The organism is Aeromonas sp. NJAU223 (assembly GCF_051125555.1).
In the GTDB taxonomy this organism is placed as follows: Bacteria; Pseudomonadota; Gammaproteobacteria; order Enterobacterales; family Aeromonadaceae; genus Aeromonas; species Aeromonas veronii_G.
In genome coordinates this window covers 893,760-911,815 of sequence record NZ_CP144204.1, presented here as the reverse complement: position 1 = coordinate 911,815, position 18,056 = coordinate 893,760, and the positions used below count along the sequence as shown (strand labels likewise).

At 61.7% G+C, this 18,056-nt stretch carries 21 protein-coding genes; 13 read left to right on the top strand and 8 right to left on the bottom strand.

Annotated features, from left to right (window positions below):
- Positions 1-80 precede the first annotated feature (80 nt).
- The 3 genes from VZC39_RS04355 (at position 81) to VZC39_RS04345 (ending at position 1,848) form a co-directional block, all read left to right on the top strand.
- The gene (locus tag VZC39_RS04355) at positions 81-419 is read left to right on the top strand and encodes a DUF2956 domain-containing protein (protein ID WP_349921226.1); all 339 of its coding nucleotides are present in this window, start codon (positions 81-83) and stop codon (positions 417-419) included.
- A gap of 113 nt (positions 420-532) precedes the next feature.
- Positions 533-868: a hypothetical protein gene (locus VZC39_RS04350; RefSeq protein WP_349921225.1), complete on the top strand. Its 336-nt coding sequence runs from the start codon at positions 533-535 to the stop codon at positions 866-868.
- Between the two features lie 113 nt (positions 869-981).
- Positions 982-1,848, top strand: a complete 867-nt coding sequence (locus tag VZC39_RS04345; RefSeq protein WP_434666014.1) for a tetratricopeptide repeat protein — start codon at positions 982-984, stop codon at positions 1,846-1,848.
- A 72-nt stretch (positions 1,849-1,920) separates the two neighbouring features.
- On the opposite strand, the gene VZC39_RS04340 is transcribed toward VZC39_RS04345, so the two are convergent.
- Together VZC39_RS04340 and fkpA are read right to left on the bottom strand one after the other, a co-directional pair.
- Complete coding sequence (locus VZC39_RS04340) at positions 1,921-3,324, bottom strand: sigma-54-dependent transcriptional regulator (RefSeq protein ID WP_434666012.1); 1,404 nt, start codon at positions 3,322-3,324, stop codon at positions 1,921-1,923.
- Positions 3,325-3,473: 149 nt separating this feature from the next.
- Positions 3,474-4,280 (bottom strand): FKBP-type peptidyl-prolyl cis-trans isomerase, encoded by an 807-nt coding sequence (gene fkpA, locus VZC39_RS04335; RefSeq protein ID WP_349921222.1) that lies wholly within the window; start codon positions 4,278-4,280, stop codon positions 3,474-3,476.
- A 119-nt stretch (positions 4,281-4,399) separates the two neighbouring features.
- Here fkpA and VZC39_RS04330 point away from each other — a divergent pair, with 119 nt between their 5' ends.
- Positions 4,400-5,368 (top strand): WD40 repeat domain-containing protein, encoded by a 969-nt coding sequence (locus VZC39_RS04330; RefSeq protein WP_434666009.1) that lies wholly within the window; start codon positions 4,400-4,402, stop codon positions 5,366-5,368.
- A 14-nt stretch (positions 5,369-5,382) separates the two neighbouring features.
- On the top strand, positions 5,383-5,598 hold the full coding sequence (locus VZC39_RS04325) for a SlyX family protein (protein WP_349921220.1): 216 nt from the start codon (positions 5,383-5,385) through the stop codon (positions 5,596-5,598).
- Between the two features lie 68 nt (positions 5,599-5,666).
- Here VZC39_RS04325 and VZC39_RS04320 read toward each other — a convergent pair whose 3' ends face one another.
- Together VZC39_RS04320 and VZC39_RS04315 are read right to left on the bottom strand one after the other, a co-directional pair.
- On the bottom strand, positions 5,667-6,302 hold the full coding sequence (locus tag VZC39_RS04320; protein WP_434666006.1) for an FKBP-type peptidyl-prolyl cis-trans isomerase: 636 nt from the start codon (positions 6,300-6,302) through the stop codon (positions 5,667-5,669).
- A gap of 221 nt (positions 6,303-6,523) precedes the next feature.
- The gene (locus VZC39_RS04315; protein ID WP_349921218.1) at positions 6,524-6,730 is read right to left on the bottom strand and encodes a YheV family putative zinc ribbon protein; all 207 of its coding nucleotides are present in this window, start codon (positions 6,728-6,730) and stop codon (positions 6,524-6,526) included.
- 39 nt (positions 6,731-6,769) lie between these two features.
- Between VZC39_RS04315 and VZC39_RS04310 the strand changes: the two genes are divergently transcribed.
- The 3 genes from VZC39_RS04310 (at position 6,770) to VZC39_RS04300 (ending at position 9,497) form a co-directional block, all read left to right on the top strand.
- Positions 6,770-7,429 (top strand): hypothetical protein, encoded by a 660-nt coding sequence (locus tag VZC39_RS04310; protein ID WP_434666004.1) that lies wholly within the window; start codon positions 6,770-6,772, stop codon positions 7,427-7,429.
- Positions 7,430-7,562: 133 nt separating this feature from the next.
- Positions 7,563-8,462 carry a chemotaxis protein gene (locus tag VZC39_RS04305; RefSeq protein WP_434666001.1) on the top strand — a complete coding sequence of 300 codons (900 nt, stop codon included), beginning with the start codon at positions 7,563-7,565 and terminating at the stop codon, positions 8,460-8,462.
- 54 nt (positions 8,463-8,516) lie between these two features.
- Entirely contained in the window at positions 8,517-9,497 is a 981-nt protein-coding gene (locus VZC39_RS04300) for a hydrolase (protein WP_434665998.1), read from the top strand.
- Here VZC39_RS04300 and VZC39_RS04295 read toward each other — a convergent pair.
- Positions 9,482-10,633 (bottom strand): membrane-associated sensor domain-containing protein, encoded by a 1,152-nt coding sequence (locus VZC39_RS04295; RefSeq protein WP_434665995.1) that lies wholly within the window; start codon positions 10,631-10,633, stop codon positions 9,482-9,484. The genes VZC39_RS04300 and VZC39_RS04295 overlap by 16 nt on opposite strands.
- Before the next feature lie 83 nt (positions 10,634-10,716).
- Here VZC39_RS04295 and VZC39_RS04290 point away from each other — a divergent pair, with 83 nt between their 5' ends.
- From VZC39_RS04290 to VZC39_RS04280, 3 genes are all read left to right on the top strand, one after another.
- Positions 10,717-10,959: a YheU family protein gene (locus VZC39_RS04290; RefSeq protein ID WP_349922375.1), complete on the top strand. Its 243-nt coding sequence runs from the start codon at positions 10,717-10,719 to the stop codon at positions 10,957-10,959.
- 198 nt (positions 10,960-11,157) lie between these two features.
- On the top strand, positions 11,158-12,027 hold the full coding sequence (locus tag VZC39_RS04285; RefSeq protein ID WP_349921213.1) for a phosphoribulokinase: 870 nt from the start codon (positions 11,158-11,160) through the stop codon (positions 12,025-12,027).
- Positions 12,028-12,042: 15 nt separating this feature from the next.
- The gene (locus VZC39_RS04280; protein ID WP_434665993.1) at positions 12,043-12,573 is read left to right on the top strand and encodes a DUF4136 domain-containing protein; all 531 of its coding nucleotides are present in this window, start codon (positions 12,043-12,045) and stop codon (positions 12,571-12,573) included.
- A gap of 61 nt (positions 12,574-12,634) precedes the next feature.
- On the opposite strand, the gene VZC39_RS04275 is transcribed toward VZC39_RS04280, so the two are convergent.
- Both VZC39_RS04275 and VZC39_RS04270 read right to left on the bottom strand, forming a co-directional pair.
- Positions 12,635-12,934 (bottom strand): hypothetical protein, encoded by a 300-nt coding sequence (locus tag VZC39_RS04275; RefSeq protein WP_349921211.1) that lies wholly within the window; start codon positions 12,932-12,934, stop codon positions 12,635-12,637.
- Between the two features lie 48 nt (positions 12,935-12,982).
- Positions 12,983-13,387 (bottom strand): OsmC family protein, encoded by a 405-nt coding sequence (locus VZC39_RS04270; RefSeq protein WP_349921210.1) that lies wholly within the window; start codon positions 13,385-13,387, stop codon positions 12,983-12,985.
- Positions 13,388-13,700: 313 nt separating this feature from the next.
- On the opposite strand from VZC39_RS04270, the gene crp reads away from it, so the two are divergent.
- Together crp and VZC39_RS04260 are read left to right on the top strand one after the other, a co-directional pair.
- Positions 13,701-14,339 (top strand): cAMP-activated global transcriptional regulator CRP, encoded by a 639-nt coding sequence (crp, locus tag VZC39_RS04265; RefSeq protein WP_010673237.1) that lies wholly within the window; start codon positions 13,701-13,703, stop codon positions 14,337-14,339.
- Positions 14,340-14,461: 122 nt separating this feature from the next.
- The gene (locus VZC39_RS04260; protein WP_434665987.1) at positions 14,462-15,262 is read left to right on the top strand and encodes a putative RNA methyltransferase; all 801 of its coding nucleotides are present in this window, start codon (positions 14,462-14,464) and stop codon (positions 15,260-15,262) included.
- Between the two features lie 90 nt (positions 15,263-15,352).
- Here the strand turns inward: VZC39_RS04260 and VZC39_RS04255 are convergent, their stop codons facing one another.
- On the bottom strand, positions 15,353-17,950 hold the full coding sequence (locus VZC39_RS04255) for a glycosyl hydrolase family 18 protein (protein WP_434665984.1): 2,598 nt from the start codon (positions 17,948-17,950) through the stop codon (positions 15,353-15,355).
- Positions 17,951-18,056: the final 106 nt, after the last annotated feature.

Genomic DNA, 18,056 nt, shown 5'->3' with positions numbered 1-18,056 from the left:
CATTTCATCGGGCCGGATGGCAGCCTGCCACCCAGGGTTATGGCATAATTCCCGCCAATCGATGCCAAGGAGAGCCGTGAATGGCCAAGTACGACAAGATTTCCCCCGAGACCCAGCAAGAGGCGATGAAACTGGCCCGCGCCAACCAGAAACCGGGCCAGACCAAGGAGCAGACCCAGCTCATCGCACAGGGGATCCAGAAGGGCATAGATGAATACAAAAAGCAGATGAAGGCCCGCGCCCGCGAGGCCAGCCGCCAGAAGAAATTGCAGGCCAAGGCGAAGTCGCAGCCACAGGACGAACATGAGGAAGAAAGCGAGGTCGAGATCATCGAGATCCGCCGCCAGCATCCCCTCCCCTGGGTGCTGCTGGGGCTGAGCTGGCTCGCCTTCGCCTGTGGCTGGCTCTGGCTGCGCTGAGCCACCCGCAAACCTTTGCCCTGGGATCGGCTTCACAGCCCGGGGCTCGGAGGCTGGTCATCCCTGACCCACCCTGATTACACTCGCCGCCCATCGTCTGGAGAAGCTCTATCATGAACCCGGCCCCGCTTTATCTATTGGCTCCCCTGGTGCTGTTCATCGTCACCCTGGTGCTCTACCGCATCTCGCCCCTGCGCGCCGTCGCGGCCGGCAGTGCCCGCTGGTTTATCCTGCCCGCCTTCACCCTCTTCATCCTGCTCATCGTCATCAATGGCGCGGCCGATCCCGCCCAGCGCAGCCCGGGCTTCCATTGGCTGATGCCGGGGCTCGGCTTCGCCCTCAGCCTGTTCCCGGCCCTGCCCAAGGCACTGGTGCCTCGTCTGGCCATCAAGGAGGGGGCCTTCGCCGCCCTCGGCCTGATGCTGATGAGCCTGGCCATGGTGTATTGATGCAAGGCGTGATCGGCCGATGACTCATCAGGAGGCGCTCTGTGACGGGCGCCTCTTGTACAAACAATGGCCTGCGGGCATCTTGGTGGCAGAAATGTTCGCCAGGAGGCCAGATGACCAACCCGCCCGACTTCATGACCCTGTGGGATTATCAGGATCCCGCCGCCACCGCCAGCCGCTTCCAGGCCCTGCTGCCCGAGGCCCGCGCCGCCAGTCTTCAATGCGAACTGGAACTGCTCACCCAGATAGCCCGCACCCACTCCCTGCGGCGTCAATTTGAAAAAGCCCATCAGCTGCTTGACGAGATAGCACCCCGTCTCACCGATGCCACCCCGCGGGCCCGCCTGCGCACCCTGCTGGAGCGCGGCCGCACGTTCAATTCCGCTGGCGACAAGGGCAGTGCCCGAGCACTGTTTGAACAGGCCTGGCAACTTGGACTCAAGCAGGGTGAGGATCATCTGGCCATCGACGCTGCCCATATGGTGGCCATCACAACCCCGCTGGAGGAGCAGAGCCGCTGGCATCAGCTCGCGATGACGCTGGCCGAGCGCAGCCAGGACGAGCAAGCCCGGGGCTGGCTGCCGAGCCTTTACAACAATCAGGGCTGGACCCTGTTCGAACTGGGGCAGCTGGATGAAGCCAGGGCCTGCCAGCAAAAATGCCTGGCCTGGCACGAGCAGCACGACAATCCAGCCAAGGCCTTCATCGCCCGCTGGAGTCTGGCACGCCTCACCCGGGCACAGGGGCTGCACGAGCAGGCGATGGGGGATCTTATCCAGTTGCAGGCCGACATGCGCGCCGCCAGCGTCGCCGAGGATGGTTATCTGTTTGAAGAGCTGGGGGAAAATGCGCGGGTTCTGGATGATCCGGCCGCCCCCGAGTATTTCGCCAGAGCCTGGTTCCTGCTGTCACAGGATGGCTGGCTGCAAGCCAACGAGCCCGAGAGGCTGGCGAGGCTCAAGGCACTGGGCAAACTCTAGCGACCCCAGAAGAGCAGCGGGGTGGCCAATTGGCCGCCCCGCACGCATCAACCCAGATGGCAGACAGCACTCTTAGCCCCGCTCTGCCTCTTCCCATCCCTGCTTCTTGCGGTAGATGGTGGAGGGGCTGATCTCCAGCAGCGCCGCCGCCTTGGGGATGTTGCCGTCACAGCTGGCGATGGCCTGCTCTATGGTCTCCTTCTCCACCAGCCAGAGGGGGCGTATGGGAGCCCTGCTCGCTGCCTGAACGGGAGAATCGGTGGCCGTTGCCGCCAACAGTGGCGCCATGCGTCCCTGGCTGCCATTGAGGGGGGGCGGCAATATCTCCGGGCTCACCAGCTCCCGGTCGTTGAGCACCACTATGTTGCGTACCACGTTCTGCAGCTCGCGCACGTTGCCGGGCCAGGGATAGTCCAGCAGCACTCTCACCGCCTCGGCATCGAAGTCCTTGAAACGTTTGTTCTCTTCTTTTGCATATCGCAGCAGAAGATCCCGTGCCAGCAGCAGAATATCCTCACCACGCTCCCGCAGGGGGGGCAGGCTCAGGGGGATGACGTGCAGCCGGTAATACAGATCCTCCCGAAAACGCCCCGCCTTCACCTCCACCAGGGGATCCCGGTTGGTGGCACAGACAAAACGCACATCCACCGTCTCCAGCTTGCCGCTGCCGACCCGCTGCAAGGTGCCGGTCTGGATGAAGCGCAGCAGCTTGCTCTGCAGGTCGAGATCCATCTCGCAGATCTCGTCGAGAAACAGGGTACCGCCGTCCGCCAGACTGGCCGCCCCCTTGCGATCCCCCTGGGCGCCGGTAAAGGAACCCTTCACGTGACCGAAGATCTCGCTCTCCATCAGATCGTGGGGGATGGCAGCACAGTTCAGCGCGATGAAGGGTTGCTCCCGGCGCGGGCTGCACTGATGGATGGCCTCGGCGCACACCTCCTTGCCGGTGCCGCTCTCGCCGGTGATGAACACGGTCGCCTTGCTCGGCGCCGCACTCTCTATGATGCGGTAGACCGCCTGCATGGGCATGGAGGCGCCGATGAAACCGGCGAAGGAGCTGCGCTCGAAGTTTTCCCGATACTGGGCGACCAGAGAACTGAGCTGCTGGTGCTTCAAGGCGTTGCCGGCGGTGGCGCACAGCCGCTTGCCGTCAAACGGCTTGGTCAGGAAATCGAAGGCCCCGAGGCGCATCGCCTCCACCGCCACGTCCACCGACCCGTGGGCGGTGATCACCACCACGGAGCAAGGCAGTTGCTGTTCGGTGATCTGCTGCAGTATCTCCATGCCGGACATGTCCGGCAGCTCCAGATCCAGCAATACCACGGGAGGGGGGCTCGCCAGCAGTTGCGCCAGCGCCTGCTGGCCACAATCGGCCAGCAGTACCTCATAGCCATCCTGGGCCAGATACTGCTCATAGACGACCGCCAGACTGCGGGTATCTTCCACCAACAGGACGCGAGGTTTGCTTTCAGCCACGGGATCCATCCTTGCGATTGATTTTGTTGTCTATTCTGCGGGCGATGAGCCACACACTCAAGCCATGACAGCCAGCTTTCTGAAGCCAGGTGCTGCCAGTTGAAAGTAAAAACGGCTCCCTGAGGAGCCGTTTTTGTGCAGCATGCTGCTTATTTCTTGGCATCCGCCGCTTCGGCAGCCGGCTTCTCGATAGCCAGCAGCTCGACGTCAAATACCAGCACGGCGTTCGCCGGGATGGAACCTGCACCGTGCTCGCCATAGGCCAGCTTGGACGGCAGGAAGAACTTGAACTTGGAACCGACCGGCATCAGTTGCACGCCTTCGGTCCAGCCCGGGATCACCTGGTTGAGCGGGAAGGTCGCCGGCTCGCCGCGATCGACGGAGCTGTCGAACTTGGTGCCATCGGTCAGGGTACCGGTGTAGTGAACCTTGACGATGTCGGTGGCCTTGGGCTTGGCGCCGTCACCCATCTTCTCGACCAGATATTGCAGGCCGGATTCGGTGCTCTTCACGCCCTCTTTCTTGGCGTTGGCGGTCAGGTACTCTTCGCCCTTCTTCAGGTTGTCCACGGCATCCTTGTCAGCCTTGGCCTTGGTCAGCTCGTTGATCTTGGCGTCGTACTCTTGCAGAACCTTCTGGATCTCCTCGTCGGTCATGCTGGCTTCTTTGCCCAGACCGTCGGTCACCCCTTTGAGGATGACGGTGTTGTCCAGTTTGATGCCGAGCTCTTGCTGACGCTCCAGGGTATTGGCGATATAACGACCCATGGAGAGGCCGATCGCATAGCCGGATTGCTCTTCAAAGCTCTTGGCTTCAGCCTTGGGGGCCTCTGCTGGCTTGCTGGCTTCTGCCTTCACCTCTGCATTGTTGGCAGCCGGCTTTTCATCTTTTTGGCAACCAGTCAGGCCGACGGTAACGGCCGCGGCCAGCAGGGACACCTTCAGAAAATTGTTCATCAGTTTCTCCAAAACTCTAAATACCGCTCTCGGTTCCTTCATGAAATGAGAGGTTTATAGTGATAAGCGCCTTATACTAACGCCCTGATCGCAGGTAACGAAAGCATGAGACAGGAAAAATGATCAAAAGTGCCATTTATCTCTTCGGTATTTGTCTGATGCTGACAGGTTGCGAACAGAGCTCATCCCCGGACCAGCAGATCCCCCTCGCCAGTCAGGGGTTGCTGAGTGCGGATCTCTCCAGCGATGGCCGACAGGCCATGGTCTCCAGTCTCGGACAGGGGACTGTGGTCTGGGATCTCGACAAGGGGCAGGAGCGCTGGCGTTGGCGGCAGTCCGACAGTCAGGACAACTTCGTCACCCTCACCCGCTTCTCCCCGGACGACAGCCATGCCATCACCGCCACCCAGGACACCTTTGCCATCTGGCGGCTGCAAGATGGCCAGTCCCAAGGCTACTACTCCCTTCCTGAATCCAGGCTGAGGGACGCCGCGCTCTCGGCCGATGGCACCCAGGTGCTGATCGGGCGCGAAGATGGCAAGGCGGAAGTGGTGGATACCCGCACCGGTCGCCGCTTGCAGTTCCTCGGCCACAGCGAGCAGGTCAATACGGTGGATCTCTCCCCCAACGGCCGCTACGCCCTCACCGGCGGCAACGACTACAGCGCCTACCTGTGGGATACCCGCACCGGCCAGGTGGTGTGGCGCTTCAACCACGGCGGCCGGGTGGTGATGGCAAGGCTTGACCCCAGTGGGCGTTTTGCCTTCACCGCCGACAGTCGCCAGGCCAGCATCTGGGATCTCAAGACCGGCAAGGAGCAGAGCCGGCTGCAGTTTGACCACCGCTTCGAGGTCTACACCGCGGCGCGCTTTGCCAACGACGGTCAATGGCTCATCACGGGGGCCCCCTCCCGTCAGCTCTCCCTGTGGCGGGTGAGCGATGGCAGCCAGCTGCAGAGCTGGCGCGTCTCCCCCCATCCCAAGGTGAAACCGCCGAGCGCTGTGGTCTATGGCGTGGCTTTGCGCGACAATAGCCACCTCGTCAGCGCCAGTTCCAGTGGCCTGGCCGAAATCTGGACTATCAAGTAAGGACCAACAGGCCCATGAGTCAGCAACTTAACGATCGCCTCGAGACCCTGGAAAGCCGTCTCGCCTATGCCGAATACACGGTGGAGCAACTCAATGACGAGGTGACCACCCAGGGTCGTGAGCTCGATCGGCTCAAACACCAGATCCAGCTGTTGATCGACAAGCTGCAGAGCGTGCAACCGAGCCAGATCGCCAGCATGGCGGAAGAGACCCCGCCGCCGCACTACTGAGTGCCGCGCCAGTCGCCCATAAAAAAACCCGCAACGAAGCGGGTTTTTTTATGATGCCAGAGGGCAGATCAGTGCTGGTGACCCTTGCCACCGCAACCGCCACCACCGCAGCAACCGCCGTGACCGTGGTCGTCGCCGTGATCATGACCGTGGTCGTGGCCGTGATGACCACCACCGCAGCAACCGCCGCCATGATCGTGATCATGGTCGTGATCGTGGCCATGGTCGTGACCGCAGCCACCGGCACCGTGCACATGGCCGTGGGCCAGCTCTTCGGCCGTGGCGGCACGCACGTCCTTGACTTCAACCTTGAAGCCCAGGGTCACGCCGGCCAGCGGATGGTTGCCATCTACCTTGATGAACTCTTCGGAGACCTCGACCACGGTCACCGGGCGGTGGCCATCGTCGGTCTCGGCAACAAAGGTATCCCCTTCAGACACTTCCATGCCGTCGAACAGCTCGCCCGGCACTTCTTGCACCAGGTTCTCGTCATACTCGCCGTAGGCCTGGCTCGGGGTCAGGGTGACCTCGAATGCCTCGCCCACGCTGCGGCCTTCCAGCTCGGCTTCGAGGCCGGCGACCAGATAACGGGTACCGTGCAGATACACCAGAGGCTCTTTACCGACAGTGGTGTCGATGACTTCACCGTGTTCGTCGGTGACCGTGTATTCCAGCGTAACCACGCTCAGGGGAGCTACTTTCATGTCAGGGATCCTGCGGATAGAAAAAAACGGGGCCAGAATACCTCAAAAAGGTGGCCAAGCATATGATCTGCCCCGCCATGGCGCGCTGAAAAATCCAGCAGACCACAGCGCCACTGACCAGACCCCGAATATACGGGCTGGCCTGCTGGCCGGAGGGGGCGGCGATAGCTGGTGGATGTCGCGGCTCCTGTCCCTCCGGTCAGGCACCATGCCGACGGCCCTTATTCGGGACGAAACACCCCGATGACCTGTTCGGCGCCACGGGTCGCCTTGTCCACCTCGGCCTGGGTCTGCACCTGGGTGTCCCCGCAGTCGACACAGGTCACCTTCTCGACTCCATGCTCCATATACAGCATCATGGTGTCCATCTTGCCGCACGCCGGACAAACTGCACCGGCAATGAAGCGTTTTTTACGCCTGGTTTCCATTTTTGTTACCTCCAGGCAGCATCATATCAGGGTTTTCACATGCATCACGCCATCGAATATCAGCATTTTTCCACTCCTCATCTGCAGATGGGTGCCCGCAAGCGCAGTCCGCTAGGCCAACTGCTGCGGATAACCCGGGGAGCGGCCCTGCTGAGGCTCGGCGCCCAGGAGTGGTTGTTGACGGCGGGCAGCCACTTCTGGCTCTGCAGCGATGCCCTCGCCGCCTTCACCCCCCTAGCGGGTTGCCAGCACGATAGGCTGACCTGCTCGGTACGGGTGGCACAGCCAACCCAGGCCGGCTGGCTGCAAGCCACACCGCTGCTGGATGCCCTGCTGGACAATCTGGCCAACTGGGACAACACGCGCGACTGGCAGGGGGCCTATGGTCACCGCCTGCGGGTTGCACAGGATGAGCTGATGGCCTCCCCCCTGATGGCTCAGGACAATGCCCCCTTGCAGGCGGCCTGGCAGTCCCTGCAGGTGGGTGGCTCCGCTGATGAGTCCCTCTTTGCCGCCGCCGGTCTGGATGCTCAATCCCTGTGCGATCAATGGCAATTGCTGCAGGCCGCCCGTCTGCTCAGAAGTGGCAGCAAACAGACGCAGGTAATGGACAAGCTGGGTTACCAGGATGAAGCCGCGCTGGCCGATGCCTGTCAGCGCTGGCTCGGCCAGCCTCTGGCGGCCCTCTCCCAGCGCTGAGCCGACCCTTACCCCCGGAAAAACCGGGGAAAGGGATCCAGTTTTACGGCAAGCGGTCGCTAATAACAGACGAGTCATCTGCTTTGCAGACCCTATGCTGAACATCACCGTCTAGACCAACAGGACATCCGCCATGACGAGCAAGGCCAATCAATCCCAGGGCATGTTGCTGTTTCACCTCTCGGCCCGGCAATCTTTCGCCATCGGCACCCTCAAGGTGAAGGAGATAGTACCCTATACCCAGCTCACCGCCCTGCCCCACTCCCACCCGACCGTGCTCGGTGCCGCCAACATGCGGGGCACCACGATCCCGGTGATCGACATGGCGATGGCTGTGGGTTATCGGCGCATCGCCCGGGAGGAGATGGCTCAGTGCTTCATCATCATCACGGATTGCCGCCGCACCCTGGTGGGCTTCCTGGTGCGGGGCATCGACAAGATCACCGAGTGCAACTGGCGGGACATAGAGCCGCCCCCTCCCTCCCTCGGCCACAACGTGTTCGTGACCGGAGTCACCAAGGTGGGCGATCAGCTGATCCAGCTGCTGGATGTGGAGCTGATCCTCTCCCGGGTCTATCCGGACGATCCCAGCCACCTCTATCCGGTGCTAACCGACGTGCAGCGCGAGCGCCTCAAGCCGATGCGGATCCTACTGGTGGATGACTCTGCCGTCGCCCGCCGCCAGCTGATGGCGGCACTGGATTACATCAACATCCCCTACGAGGTTTGCACCAACGGTCGCGATGCCCTCACCCTGATGCAGACAAGGGCCGCCGAGGGCCGCCCCATCGACATCCTGGTGAGCGACATCGAGATGCCGGGGCTCGACGGCTATGAGCTGGCCTTCGAGGTGCAGAGCGAGGCCAAGCTGGCGGAGGCCTACATTATCTTGCACACCTCCCTCTCCAGCGAGATCAGCGTGGAGCGTGCCCATCAGGTGGGTGCCCACGAGGCGCTGACCAAGTTTGAAGCCAATGAACTGATCCAGGCCATGCTGCGCGGCGCCGAGCACCACGACCGCCTGCCCGCCTGATGACGGAGGCGGGCCCCGGCTCGCCGCCGTCTTTCCTCTTTGCGACGAGCCCATATGCTGATTGAAAGCCACTTCCACGCCCCCTGGTGGGCCCGCAATCCCCATCTGCAGACCATCTTGCCCAAGTGGCTGCGCCGGGCGCCGGCCCGCTTCACCCCCGAACGGTTTGAACTGGCAGACGGGGATTTTGTCGATCTTGCCTGGAGCGGCGCCGTCGAGCAGGGTCCGAAACCGCTGCTGGTGCTGTTCCATGGCCTGGAGGGGAGCATCCACTCCCACTACGCCAAGGGGCTCTTTGCCCATCTGCAGCGGCAAGGGAATGACGCCGTCCTGATGCATTTTCGCGGGTGCAGCGGCGAGCCGAACCGATTGCTGCAAGCCTACCACTCCGGCGCCATCGAAGATGCCGAGGCGCTGATCGCCGAGCTGGGCCGACGCTTCCCCGGCAAGCCCATGGTGGCCATCGGTTATTCGCTGGGGGGCAACATGCTGGTAAATCTGCTGGCGCGGGCCTGCCCGAGGGAGCTGACCGCCGCCGTGGTGATCTCGGCCCCGCTCCTGCTGGCAAGCTGCGCCGATCGGGTCAATCAGGGGTTCTCACGGGTCTATCAGCGCTACCTGCTGAGCACCATGCGGGAGAATCTGCAGAGCAAGATCCGCCATCAGGTAGCTGCCCAGGCCACATGGCAACCGGAGCAGGTGGCGCGCATCGCCACCCTGCGGGAGTTCGACGAACAGGTGACGGCGCCGCTGCACGGCTTTGACAGTGCGGAACACTATTACCAGCGCTGCTCGGGGCTCGGCATGCTGGCGCGCATTCCCATTCCCACCCTGGTGATACACGCCGCCGACGATCCCTTCATGACCGGCGCCGTGATCCCCAAACCCGAACAGCTCTCCCCCCATGTACGCTATGAACTGAGCCGCCGGGGCGGGCATGTCGGCTTTCTGCACGGCACCCCCTGGCGCCCCCGCTTCTGGCTGGAGGAGCGCATCAGCCTATGGCTGCAGGAGCAGACTCAAGGGGCTAGCTGATAGCCGTTTCGCCCCTCGTCCTTGACCCGATAGAGCGCCTCATCCGCCCGCACCAATAGCTCGTCTATGCTCTCCCCACTGCGCCACAGGGCAATGCCCTGGCTCGCGGTCACCTGTTCGGAGACGCTGGAGTCGGCATGGGGAATGGCGCAGAGGGCGAGCTCGCCGGCTATCCGTTTCGCCACTGCCTCGGCGGCGGCCGCATCGGCCCCGTACAGCAGGATCACGAACTCCTCCCCCCCGTAGCGAGCCACCACGTCCGTGGGCTCGCGCAACGAGGTGCTCAGGCAGTCGGCCACGGCGATCAGACACTCGTCCCCCCGCTGATGGCCGTAGCGGTCGTTGAAACGCTTGAAGAAATCCACATCCAGCAGGATCAGCGCCAGACGCTCGTGCTGCACCTGCACCTCCTTCAGCACCTGTTCGCTGACGGTGGCAAAGAAGCGCCGGTTCGCCACCCCGGTCAGGGGATCGCTGTTGGCCATGGCATCCATCTTGCGCGCCAGCACCAGGTTGTCGTGCTCGCGCTCCACCGCCAGTTCGAACCAGCGATTGAGCATGCGGCGCCCGGTCTCCAGCACGATGAGCAGGATCACCGTGGCCAGGATGTTCACCAGCACGAAGGGATCCGGGCTCCAGGTCGCCCGTATCATCAAAAACAACAAGGGGGGCAACGCCAGGGAGTAGAGCAGCCACCTGTCGCAATAAAACGCGATGAGCGAGGTCAGCAGCAGCAGGCTCATCATGTTGAAGACAAAGCTGAAACCCGCCTTGAGATCCACGAAGGAGAGGGAATAACCCACCAGGGCCCAGGCCAGCCCCCCCATCAGGGCGAGGCCCCACAGGCAGGGCTGCCAGACGGACGTCGGCTGACGAGAGAGCCAGCGCCAGCCGAGGGGCAACAGCAGGCTGGCCCCGCCCATGGCGATCAGCTGCCACTCGTAGTACCAGGGCAGGGATTCCGAGACCGCCAGGTGAGCATCCCAATAGATGTAGTAACGCGTCAGCAGGAACAGGATGGCGATCAGGTTGATCACCCAGAACCAGCGCAGCCCGCCGTCCAGGGCCCGCAGACGCGCGTCATCCAGGTGATGATCGAAGTGACTGGCGAGTCGGCGCTGCTCAACGGACAGCATGGGGGGCCCCGCTCAGACAAACTGCTTGCGCTCCGTGCCCAGACAAAGACAATGTCCCCATATCCATGACCGAAGATGAAACCATGATAATCCCCTGGCAAGAACTGGATCCGGAAACCCTCAATAACCTGATTGAACATTTCGTCCTGCAGGAGGGAACCGAATACGGTGAACAGGATGTCAGCCTGGCTGACAAGGTCGATGATGTCAGAAAACAGCTGCAGCAAGGTAGTGCCGTCATTCTCTACAGCGAACTCCATGAGAGTATCAATATAGTTCCTCTAGAGTCCCTGCGTCATTTCGACGCCCAGGAGATGCCTGAATAAGGCATCAGTCCCCAGATTAGCGGCAGCTTTATTAACTGCAGATGAAATGCCGTATGGAATTTTATGAAACTCACTCATAAAAAATCAGCGTTTCATACTATCCCTTAGCCCCATCTCGCCCTGTGCCGACCACAGAACACACTTGACCGAACTTTGCTCATCCCCTTATAACGGGACTCCCAAGGAAGAGAGAATTCTATGTCGGCCAAGCATCCCATCATTGCGGTTACCGGTTCGTCCGGTGCCGGCACCTCCACCTCCACCAACGCCTTCCGATCCATGTTTCACCAACTGGGTTACAACGCGGCCGTGGTGGAGGGGGACAGTTTTCACCGTTATACCCGGCCCGAAATGGACGTCGCCATCCGCAAGGCCCGCGAGCAGGGTCGCCACATCAGCTACTTCGGACCCGAGGCCAACGACTTCGGCCTGCTGGAATCTTTCTTCCAGGAGTATGGCCAGAACGGCAGCGGCCAATATCGTCGTTACCTGCACAGTTTCGACGAGGCGGTCCCCTTCAACCAGATGCCGGGCACCTTCACCCCCTGGCAGGCGCTGCCCGGCGAGACGGACTTGCTGTTCTACGAGGGACTGCACGGCGGCGTAGTCACGGAGGAGCACAACGTGGCGCGCCATGTGGACTTCCTCATCGGCGTGGTGCCCATCGTCAACCTGGAGTGGATCCAGAAACTCATTCGCGATACCTCGGAGCGCGGTCACTCCCGGGAGGCGGTCACCGACTCCATCGTCCGCTCCATGGACGACTACATCAACTTCATCACACCGCAATTCTCCCGCACCCACATCAACTTCCAGCGGGTCCCCACAGTCGACACCTCAAACCCCTTCAGCGCCAAGGTGATACCGAGTCTGGACGAGAGTATGCTGGTGATACGGTTTCGAGGCATCAAGCAGGTGGACTTCCCCTACCTGCTGTCGATGATCGACGGCGCCTTCATGTCCAGGATGAACACCATAGTGGTGCCGGGGGGCAAGATGGGCTTCGCGATGGAGCTGATCCTGCGCCCCCTGATCCAGCAGCTGATCGAAACCGGCAAGATCACCTGAACCAAGGAGTTCACGATGCGCGCCGCACTTCTCTCATTGACACTGGCCGCCCTGCTGGGTGGCTGCAGCACCGGCCCTGCCGCCCCCACGGTGGAAACCGGCACCATGGTAGTGCGTCCGGCCGATGGCTGGCGCTACGGGGCGACCCCGCGCTATGCGCTGGCCGAGCAGTTCCAGTACGCGGGCAACAGCGCGGCTCCCTGGCTGGAACCGGTACAGCAGGCGGTCAGCCAGGATCTCGATGACCGAGGCTGGCGAAGCGTTCCCCTCGATGAGGCCGATGTCTGGGTGGCCATCGGCGTGGTCGGTAGCAAGGACATGAGCGATGGGGAGATCTTCTCCCGCCTCGGCATGACACCGGGGTTGCAGGCCAAGAGTGACGCCCGCAAAGGCACCCTGGCCATACTGCTGCTCGACAGGCAGAGCCAGCAGACGGTATGGAGCAGCGCCATCCAGCTCGCCAGCGACGTGCCCATCGACGACGACAGCCGGCGTCAACTCAGCCAGCAGCTAGCCGCCCAGCTGCTGGGCGCCCTGCCCCGCTAACCCCCAGAAACACAAAGGCCCGCATGATGCGGGCCTTTTGACACACCAGACAGACGAGCGCTTACTTGAGCTCGCAGGTGAGCAGGGTCACGCCATTCTTGACCAGGGTGGCGTTCTTGTCCTGGTGGGTGAAGGTGGTCACGCCGTCTGAATAACTGGCGGACTCCTTGGCAGAGTCGATACGTCCCAGCTTGTGATAGACCCCGGCATAGGGGAATTGCACCATGTCGGCCTGGGCATCATAAGTGATGGCCAGCAGCTCTTCCCCGCACTGGTACTGGCTGTACTGATACTGGGTCGGCTGCGGCATGCTGCAGGCGGCCAGCCCAAACAGGGGAAGCAACATCATTATTTTCTTCATTGTAATTTCCTTATGTCATGGTGTTATCGGCAGATCGAGCTACGCGTATCAAGCCTCAAGGATTTGATAACTATGAGTAATTTCTACGGCTTTTTCCAACATCAGGGAAACTGAACAATACTTTTCCATCGACAAGTCCACCGCGCGGGCTACCTGTTTCTCGGCCAATCCCTTGCCGGTGACGACGAAATTGAGATGGATCTTCTCGAACACCCGGGGCACGGACTCGGCACGCTCCCCTTGTAGCTCCACATGGCAGGCGGTCACGGATTGACGCGCCTTCTCCAGGATGGAGACCACGTCGATGGAACTGCAGCCACCGACCGCCAGCAGGATCATCTCCATCGGGCTGGCACCCTCGCCCGGGTTGGCGCCGTCCAGGGTCACCTGATGACCGGACTCGCTCTCGCCCACAAACTTCATGCCTTCCACCCAGCTGACCTTGGCTTTCATCTCACATTTCCTCTCAATGACGACGTTTCTGACGCCCATAGCATACCTCAAGCAGGGGCCGTGTGGCACATACCCATATTCTCGCGAACTTCCCGCCTAATAGATCGAAATCAACATTTTCTTGCCGTCTCTTGCCTAGAATGGCCGGGGCAACGCAACAGGACGAAACAAGAGGCGACTCGCAAAAGTCCCCGAAGCCTTGTCAGCACCGACAAAGGCTCTTATTCTACTGCGACCCGATACAAGGAATGGCAAGCATGGCACCTTGCCCGGACGCACGAGTCCACAAAAATGACACTACAGAGGAAGTCTCATGATCATTGGCAAACCGCAAAGCGATCCCACCCTTGAGTGGTTCTTGTCGCATTGCCACATTCATAAGTATCCCGCCAAGAGCACCCTGATCCACGCCGGCGAGAAGGCAGAAACCCTCTATTACATCGTCAAGGGTACCGTCGCCGTCCTGATCAAGGATGATGAAGGCAAGGAGATGATCCTCTCCTACCTGAACCAGGGTGACTTCCTCGGCGAGATGGGCATGTTTGAAGAGAACGAGAATCCGGAGCGTTCCGCCTGGGTTCGTGCCAAAGGCGCCTGTGAAGTCGCCGAGATCTCCTACAAGAAATTCCGCCAGCTGATCCAGGTCAATCCGGACATCCTGATGCGCCTCTCCGGCCAGATGGCCAAGCGCCTGCAGCACACCAGCCAGAAGGTCGGCAACCTCGCCTTCCTGGATGTGACCGGCCGGATCGCCCAGACCCTGCTGAACCTGGCCAAACAGCCGGATGCCATGACCCACCCGGATGGCATGCAGATCAAGATCACCCGTCAGGAGATAGGCCAGATCGTCGGCTGCTCCCGCGAAACCGTCGGCCGCATCCTCAAGATGCTGGAAGAGCAGGAGCTCATCTCCGCCCACGGCAAGACCATAGTGGTGTTCGGTACCCGCTAAGCGGGTTCACAGGCGGCCCTGCAACGGGCCGCCGGATAAAAAAGGCTGCCACGGCAGCCTTTTTTGATCGCCTCCCCTATAATCCCGAACGCCTTTCCCTGGCTGCAACCAAGCGAGTACTTATGCATCTTCAATGCCCCCTTTGTCGCGGCGCCCTGCATCTTCATGAAGCCTCCCGTGGCGTCTATTGCGACAAGAAGCATCATTTCGATCCGGCTCCGGAAGGCTATCTCGATCTCATCCCGGGCACCAAGAACCCGAAAGACAGCGACAGCCGAGCCCTGCTGCGCGCCAAGCGACGCTATCTGGAGCAGGGCCACCAGTTGCCCGTGATAGAAGCCATGGCGGCCATGCTGGCCCCTCTCGGCGCCCATGAACTCATTCACCTCGGCTGTGGCGAAGGCTATTACTGCCGTGCCCTGGCGGAGCGACTGCCGGGCTGGCATGTCGGCGGCTTCGATCTGGCCAAGAACGCCATCTTCGCCGCCAACAAGGCCCAGCCAGACGGCCAGTTCGTCATCGCCGATCCGGCCCGTGCCCCGCTGCAGGCGGGCACGGCCCAGGTGCTGCTGGTCAACGACCTCAAGGTCAAGACCGAGCTGCTGGTCAACTGGCTGACACCGGGCGGCTATCTGCTCTATCTGCAGCCGGGCCCACGACATCAGTGGCAGTTGAGAGTCAGCCTCAACCCGGTGAGCATGGAGCATCCCCTCAGCTGGCCAAGCCTCGCGGGCCTGGAGCCCGTGGCCAAGGAGCGCTGCCAGTTCACCACCGGGCTGGATCAAAGCCTGCGGGAACACATCCTCGAGACCAGCCGCCTCGGCTGGCGCGCCAGCGGCGAACAGCGCCATGCCTTCACCCATCAGGGGCCGGACGAGCTGGAGCAGGACCTGCTGCTCGGCCTGTGGCAAAAACCGCGCTGATCCATTCTCTTCAGATCAAAAAAGGCCCGAAAGGGCCTTTTTTCTATCACCTGGCGAGTCCGAAGACATCGCCACATTCATGCACTGTCATCAGTTGCAGCTCGCTGCCCCCTGATCGACCCAGACGGCAGACTTGCCGGGCTCGTCGCCCTTGGTCCAGTACTGCGCCTTCCACTTGCGACCGTTATAGGTGGTGAACTCCCCAGCGTTGTAGGCCACACCGGCATTCCAGCCAAGCTGCACCGGGCTCACCAGCTTCCACTGATCCGCAGTCTGGCTCGGCTCGTTGCCCTGGGTCCAGTACTTGGCCTGCCACACCAGTTGCTTGTGGCTCACCTTGTCATTGGTGTTGTAGACGGTGCTGGTGCTCCAGGCCGGATGGTTTGCCGCATCCGGATCGGTTGCCTCACAGCCGCCACCGGTGCTGACCGGTTTGACGGTCAAACGGGTAGCGGCGCTGGCATCCAGGGCACCATCGGTCACCACCAGCGTCAGGTCATAGGCGGTGTCACTGGTGACGCTCGGGCCCGTGACCACCAGGGTCGCACTGTTCTGACCGGTGGCGGTCAGACCCGCCGGCAGGCTCCACTGATAGGTCAGGGCATCGCCGTTGGGATCCGAAGCGGTGGCCTTGATGGTCACCTGCTTGCCGGACTCCACGGTGGCGGTGGCCGGTACTGTGACCACAGGGGCCAGGTTCGGCTGCGGCGCCTTGTTGGTCACCACCACCTGATCCTTGGCCGTGAGGTTGTGATCATCGGTGACCGTCAGCTCGAACACCAGATTGATGTCCGCACTGACGCCGTCCAGCACCACACGGGCCTTGGCCTGGGTGGCGTCGAGCAGGGAGACCTGCGGGCCGGAGACCTGCTTCCAGGCGTAGGTCAGCACGCCGCTCTCGGGATCGTGGGAAGCGGAACCATTGAGGGTCACCTCGGTCGGGCCGGTGACGCTCAGATCGCTGCCGGCGTTGGCCACCGGTGGCTTGTTGACGGGCGGCGTGGAGCCTTCACCGTGACCGAGCCCCTCGTGCATGGCATTGAGGATGTCACCGTTGTCCGCATCGATCTCCCAGGCGAACAGACCGCCGAGCTGGTTAGCCAGCACGTACTGCCCCTTGGCCTTGACCGAACGATCGTTGTCGAAGCTGATGAGATCGCCGGTGCTGGCCTTGAAGACGTATGGCGCTTCGGCCACCTCGTCATAGCCCTGTTCCCAGCCCGCGCCCATGCGGTTGTTGACGATGTCGCGATAATCCACCACACCATTCTCCCAGGTGCCCTTGACGGGGCCGGTGGCGGTGCCGGTGAAGGGGTTGCCGGCCGAGTAGCCATTGACCCCGGTCCAGCCACGACCATACATGGCCGCCCCCACCACGACCTTGCCCGGGGTGACCCCCTGGCCGAGCAGCGCCTTGACGCCCTTGTCGGTGGTGTACTTGGTGGCAGGATCCCAGTTGGAGGCAAACAGGTTGGTCTGGTGAGCCAGGTTCTTCAGATCGAAGGCGCCGCTGAAGTCGTAGCTCATCAGGAAGATGTAATCCATGTACTGCTGGGCTGCCTGATAGTCGACCTTGGCAATCTTGTCGCCGCCGGCGCTGATGGCCGACGTCAGCTCATACTGGCGGCCGGTCTCGGCTTCCAGTTCATCCAGCATGGCACGCAGCTCTTTCATCAGCACCACATAGGTGGCACCGTCAGCCGGGCCGCCCAGGCTGGGGTTGGCGCCCTGACCGCCCGGGAACTCCCAGTCGATATCCACGCCATCGAAGAATTTCCAGGTCTGCAGGAACTCTTTGACCGAGGCGACGAAGGTATCACGCTTGGTCTTGTCCCCCAGGAAGTAGAAGGGGTCAGACAGGGTCCAGCCGCCCACGGAAGGGAGGATCTTGAGGTCTGGATAAGCCTGCTTGAGGGCCATCAGGTTGCCGAAGTTGCCCTTGTAAGGCTCATCCCAGGCGCTGAGGTTGCCTTGCGACATCTGGATCGCTGCCCAGGGATCATGGATGGCGACCTTGAAGTCCTCACGACCGGCGCACGCACGCTGCAGCGCCTCGAAGCTGCCGGAGATCTCTTTCAGGCTGTCGTTGATGCCATTACCGCCGCAGATGGGGGTAAAGCCATAGAGGATATGGGTCAGGTTCTGGGCCGCGACCTTGTCCACGGTGAACTTGCGACCATAGACGCCCCACTCCACGTAGTAGGCACCCACCACCTTGCCGGACTTGTTGACGTAGGGCTTGTTGTTCTCTTGCAGCGGCGCCTTGAGGGGGACCAGATGGCTGCCGTCCGTGTCGGCGACCATCAACTCCTTCTTGTCGGAGAGGGTGCAGCCATCGGCGTTGCACAGGGCCACCTGCATCTGGTAGCGGCCACCCTTGGTGACCTTGAAATTGGCGGTACCCGCCGCGCTGGCGGCGCCGGACCACACTTCCTTGCCATCGAGCAGCACCTTGGCGGTCTGGCCCACATCACCGGACCAGAGGTTCCAGGTCACGCTGACCGGGGCCCCATCCTTGTGGACGGTGACCAGCTTGTTGTAGGAGGTGGCAGCCTGATCGACTTCAACGATGGCGAACTTGGTGGGCCCCGACCCAATGGTGGGTTTACCAGGGGCGGCAGCGAAGGCGGAGGTAGAGCAGATCCCCCCGACCAGCAAGGCCAGCAGGGAATGTTTTGGACTGAACATAGTTGAACTTCCTTATTTCGTTATTGGTATGAACAACGAAAAGGCAACGCAACCTGACAGGTAACGCAGACAACATCGTCACCATGGCTTGGCCCCATGGACGATA

What these genes read in the sequence shown, in the direction of transcription:
- VZC39_RS04310 (WP_434666004.1), top strand. Translation starts at nt 6,770, where the DNA reads ATGCATCACGCCATCGAATATCAGCATTTTTCCACTCCTCATCTGCAG.
- VZC39_RS04295 (WP_434665995.1), bottom strand. Translation starts at nt 10,633, where the DNA reads ATGCTGTCCGTTGAGCAGCGCCGACTCGCCAGTCACTTCGATCATCAC.
- crp (WP_010673237.1), top strand. Translation starts at nt 13,701, where the DNA reads ATGATCATTGGCAAACCGCAAAGCGATCCCACCCTTGAGTGGTTCTTG.
- VZC39_RS04285 (WP_349921213.1), top strand. Translation starts at nt 11,158, where the DNA reads ATGTCGGCCAAGCATCCCATCATTGCGGTTACCGGTTCGTCCGGTGCC.
- VZC39_RS04300 (WP_434665998.1), top strand. Translation starts at nt 8,517, where the DNA reads ATGCTGATTGAAAGCCACTTCCACGCCCCCTGGTGGGCCCGCAATCCC.
- VZC39_RS04350 (WP_349921225.1), top strand. Translation starts at nt 533, where the DNA reads ATGAACCCGGCCCCGCTTTATCTATTGGCTCCCCTGGTGCTGTTCATC.
- VZC39_RS04320 (WP_434666006.1), bottom strand. Translation starts at nt 6,302, where the DNA reads ATGAAAGTAGCTCCCCTGAGCGTGGTTACGCTGGAATACACGGTCACC.
- VZC39_RS04275 (WP_349921211.1), bottom strand. Translation starts at nt 12,934, where the DNA reads ATGAAGAAAATAATGATGTTGCTTCCCCTGTTTGGGCTGGCCGCCTGC.
- VZC39_RS04315 (WP_349921218.1), bottom strand. Translation starts at nt 6,730, where the DNA reads ATGGAAACCAGGCGTAAAAAACGCTTCATTGCCGGTGCAGTTTGTCCG.
- VZC39_RS04325 (WP_349921220.1), top strand. Translation starts at nt 5,383, where the DNA reads ATGAGTCAGCAACTTAACGATCGCCTCGAGACCCTGGAAAGCCGTCTC.
- VZC39_RS04255 (WP_434665984.1), bottom strand. Translation starts at nt 17,950, where the DNA reads ATGTTCAGTCCAAAACATTCCCTGCTGGCCTTGCTGGTCGGGGGGATC.
- fkpA (WP_349921222.1), bottom strand. Translation starts at nt 4,280, where the DNA reads ATGAACAATTTTCTGAAGGTGTCCCTGCTGGCCGCGGCCGTTACCGTC.
- VZC39_RS04260 (WP_434665987.1), top strand. Translation starts at nt 14,462, where the DNA reads ATGCATCTTCAATGCCCCCTTTGTCGCGGCGCCCTGCATCTTCATGAA.
- VZC39_RS04330 (WP_434666009.1), top strand. Translation starts at nt 4,400, where the DNA reads ATGATCAAAAGTGCCATTTATCTCTTCGGTATTTGTCTGATGCTGACA.
- VZC39_RS04290 (WP_349922375.1), top strand. Translation starts at nt 10,717, where the DNA reads ATGATAATCCCCTGGCAAGAACTGGATCCGGAAACCCTCAATAACCTG.
- VZC39_RS04305 (WP_434666001.1), top strand. Translation starts at nt 7,563, where the DNA reads ATGACGAGCAAGGCCAATCAATCCCAGGGCATGTTGCTGTTTCACCTC.
- VZC39_RS04355 (WP_349921226.1), top strand. Translation starts at nt 81, where the DNA reads ATGGCCAAGTACGACAAGATTTCCCCCGAGACCCAGCAAGAGGCGATG.
- VZC39_RS04345 (WP_434666014.1), top strand. Translation starts at nt 982, where the DNA reads ATGACCAACCCGCCCGACTTCATGACCCTGTGGGATTATCAGGATCCC.
- VZC39_RS04280 (WP_434665993.1), top strand. Translation starts at nt 12,043, where the DNA reads ATGCGCGCCGCACTTCTCTCATTGACACTGGCCGCCCTGCTGGGTGGC.
- VZC39_RS04270 (WP_349921210.1), bottom strand. Translation starts at nt 13,387, where the DNA reads ATGAAAGCCAAGGTCAGCTGGGTGGAAGGCATGAAGTTTGTGGGCGAG.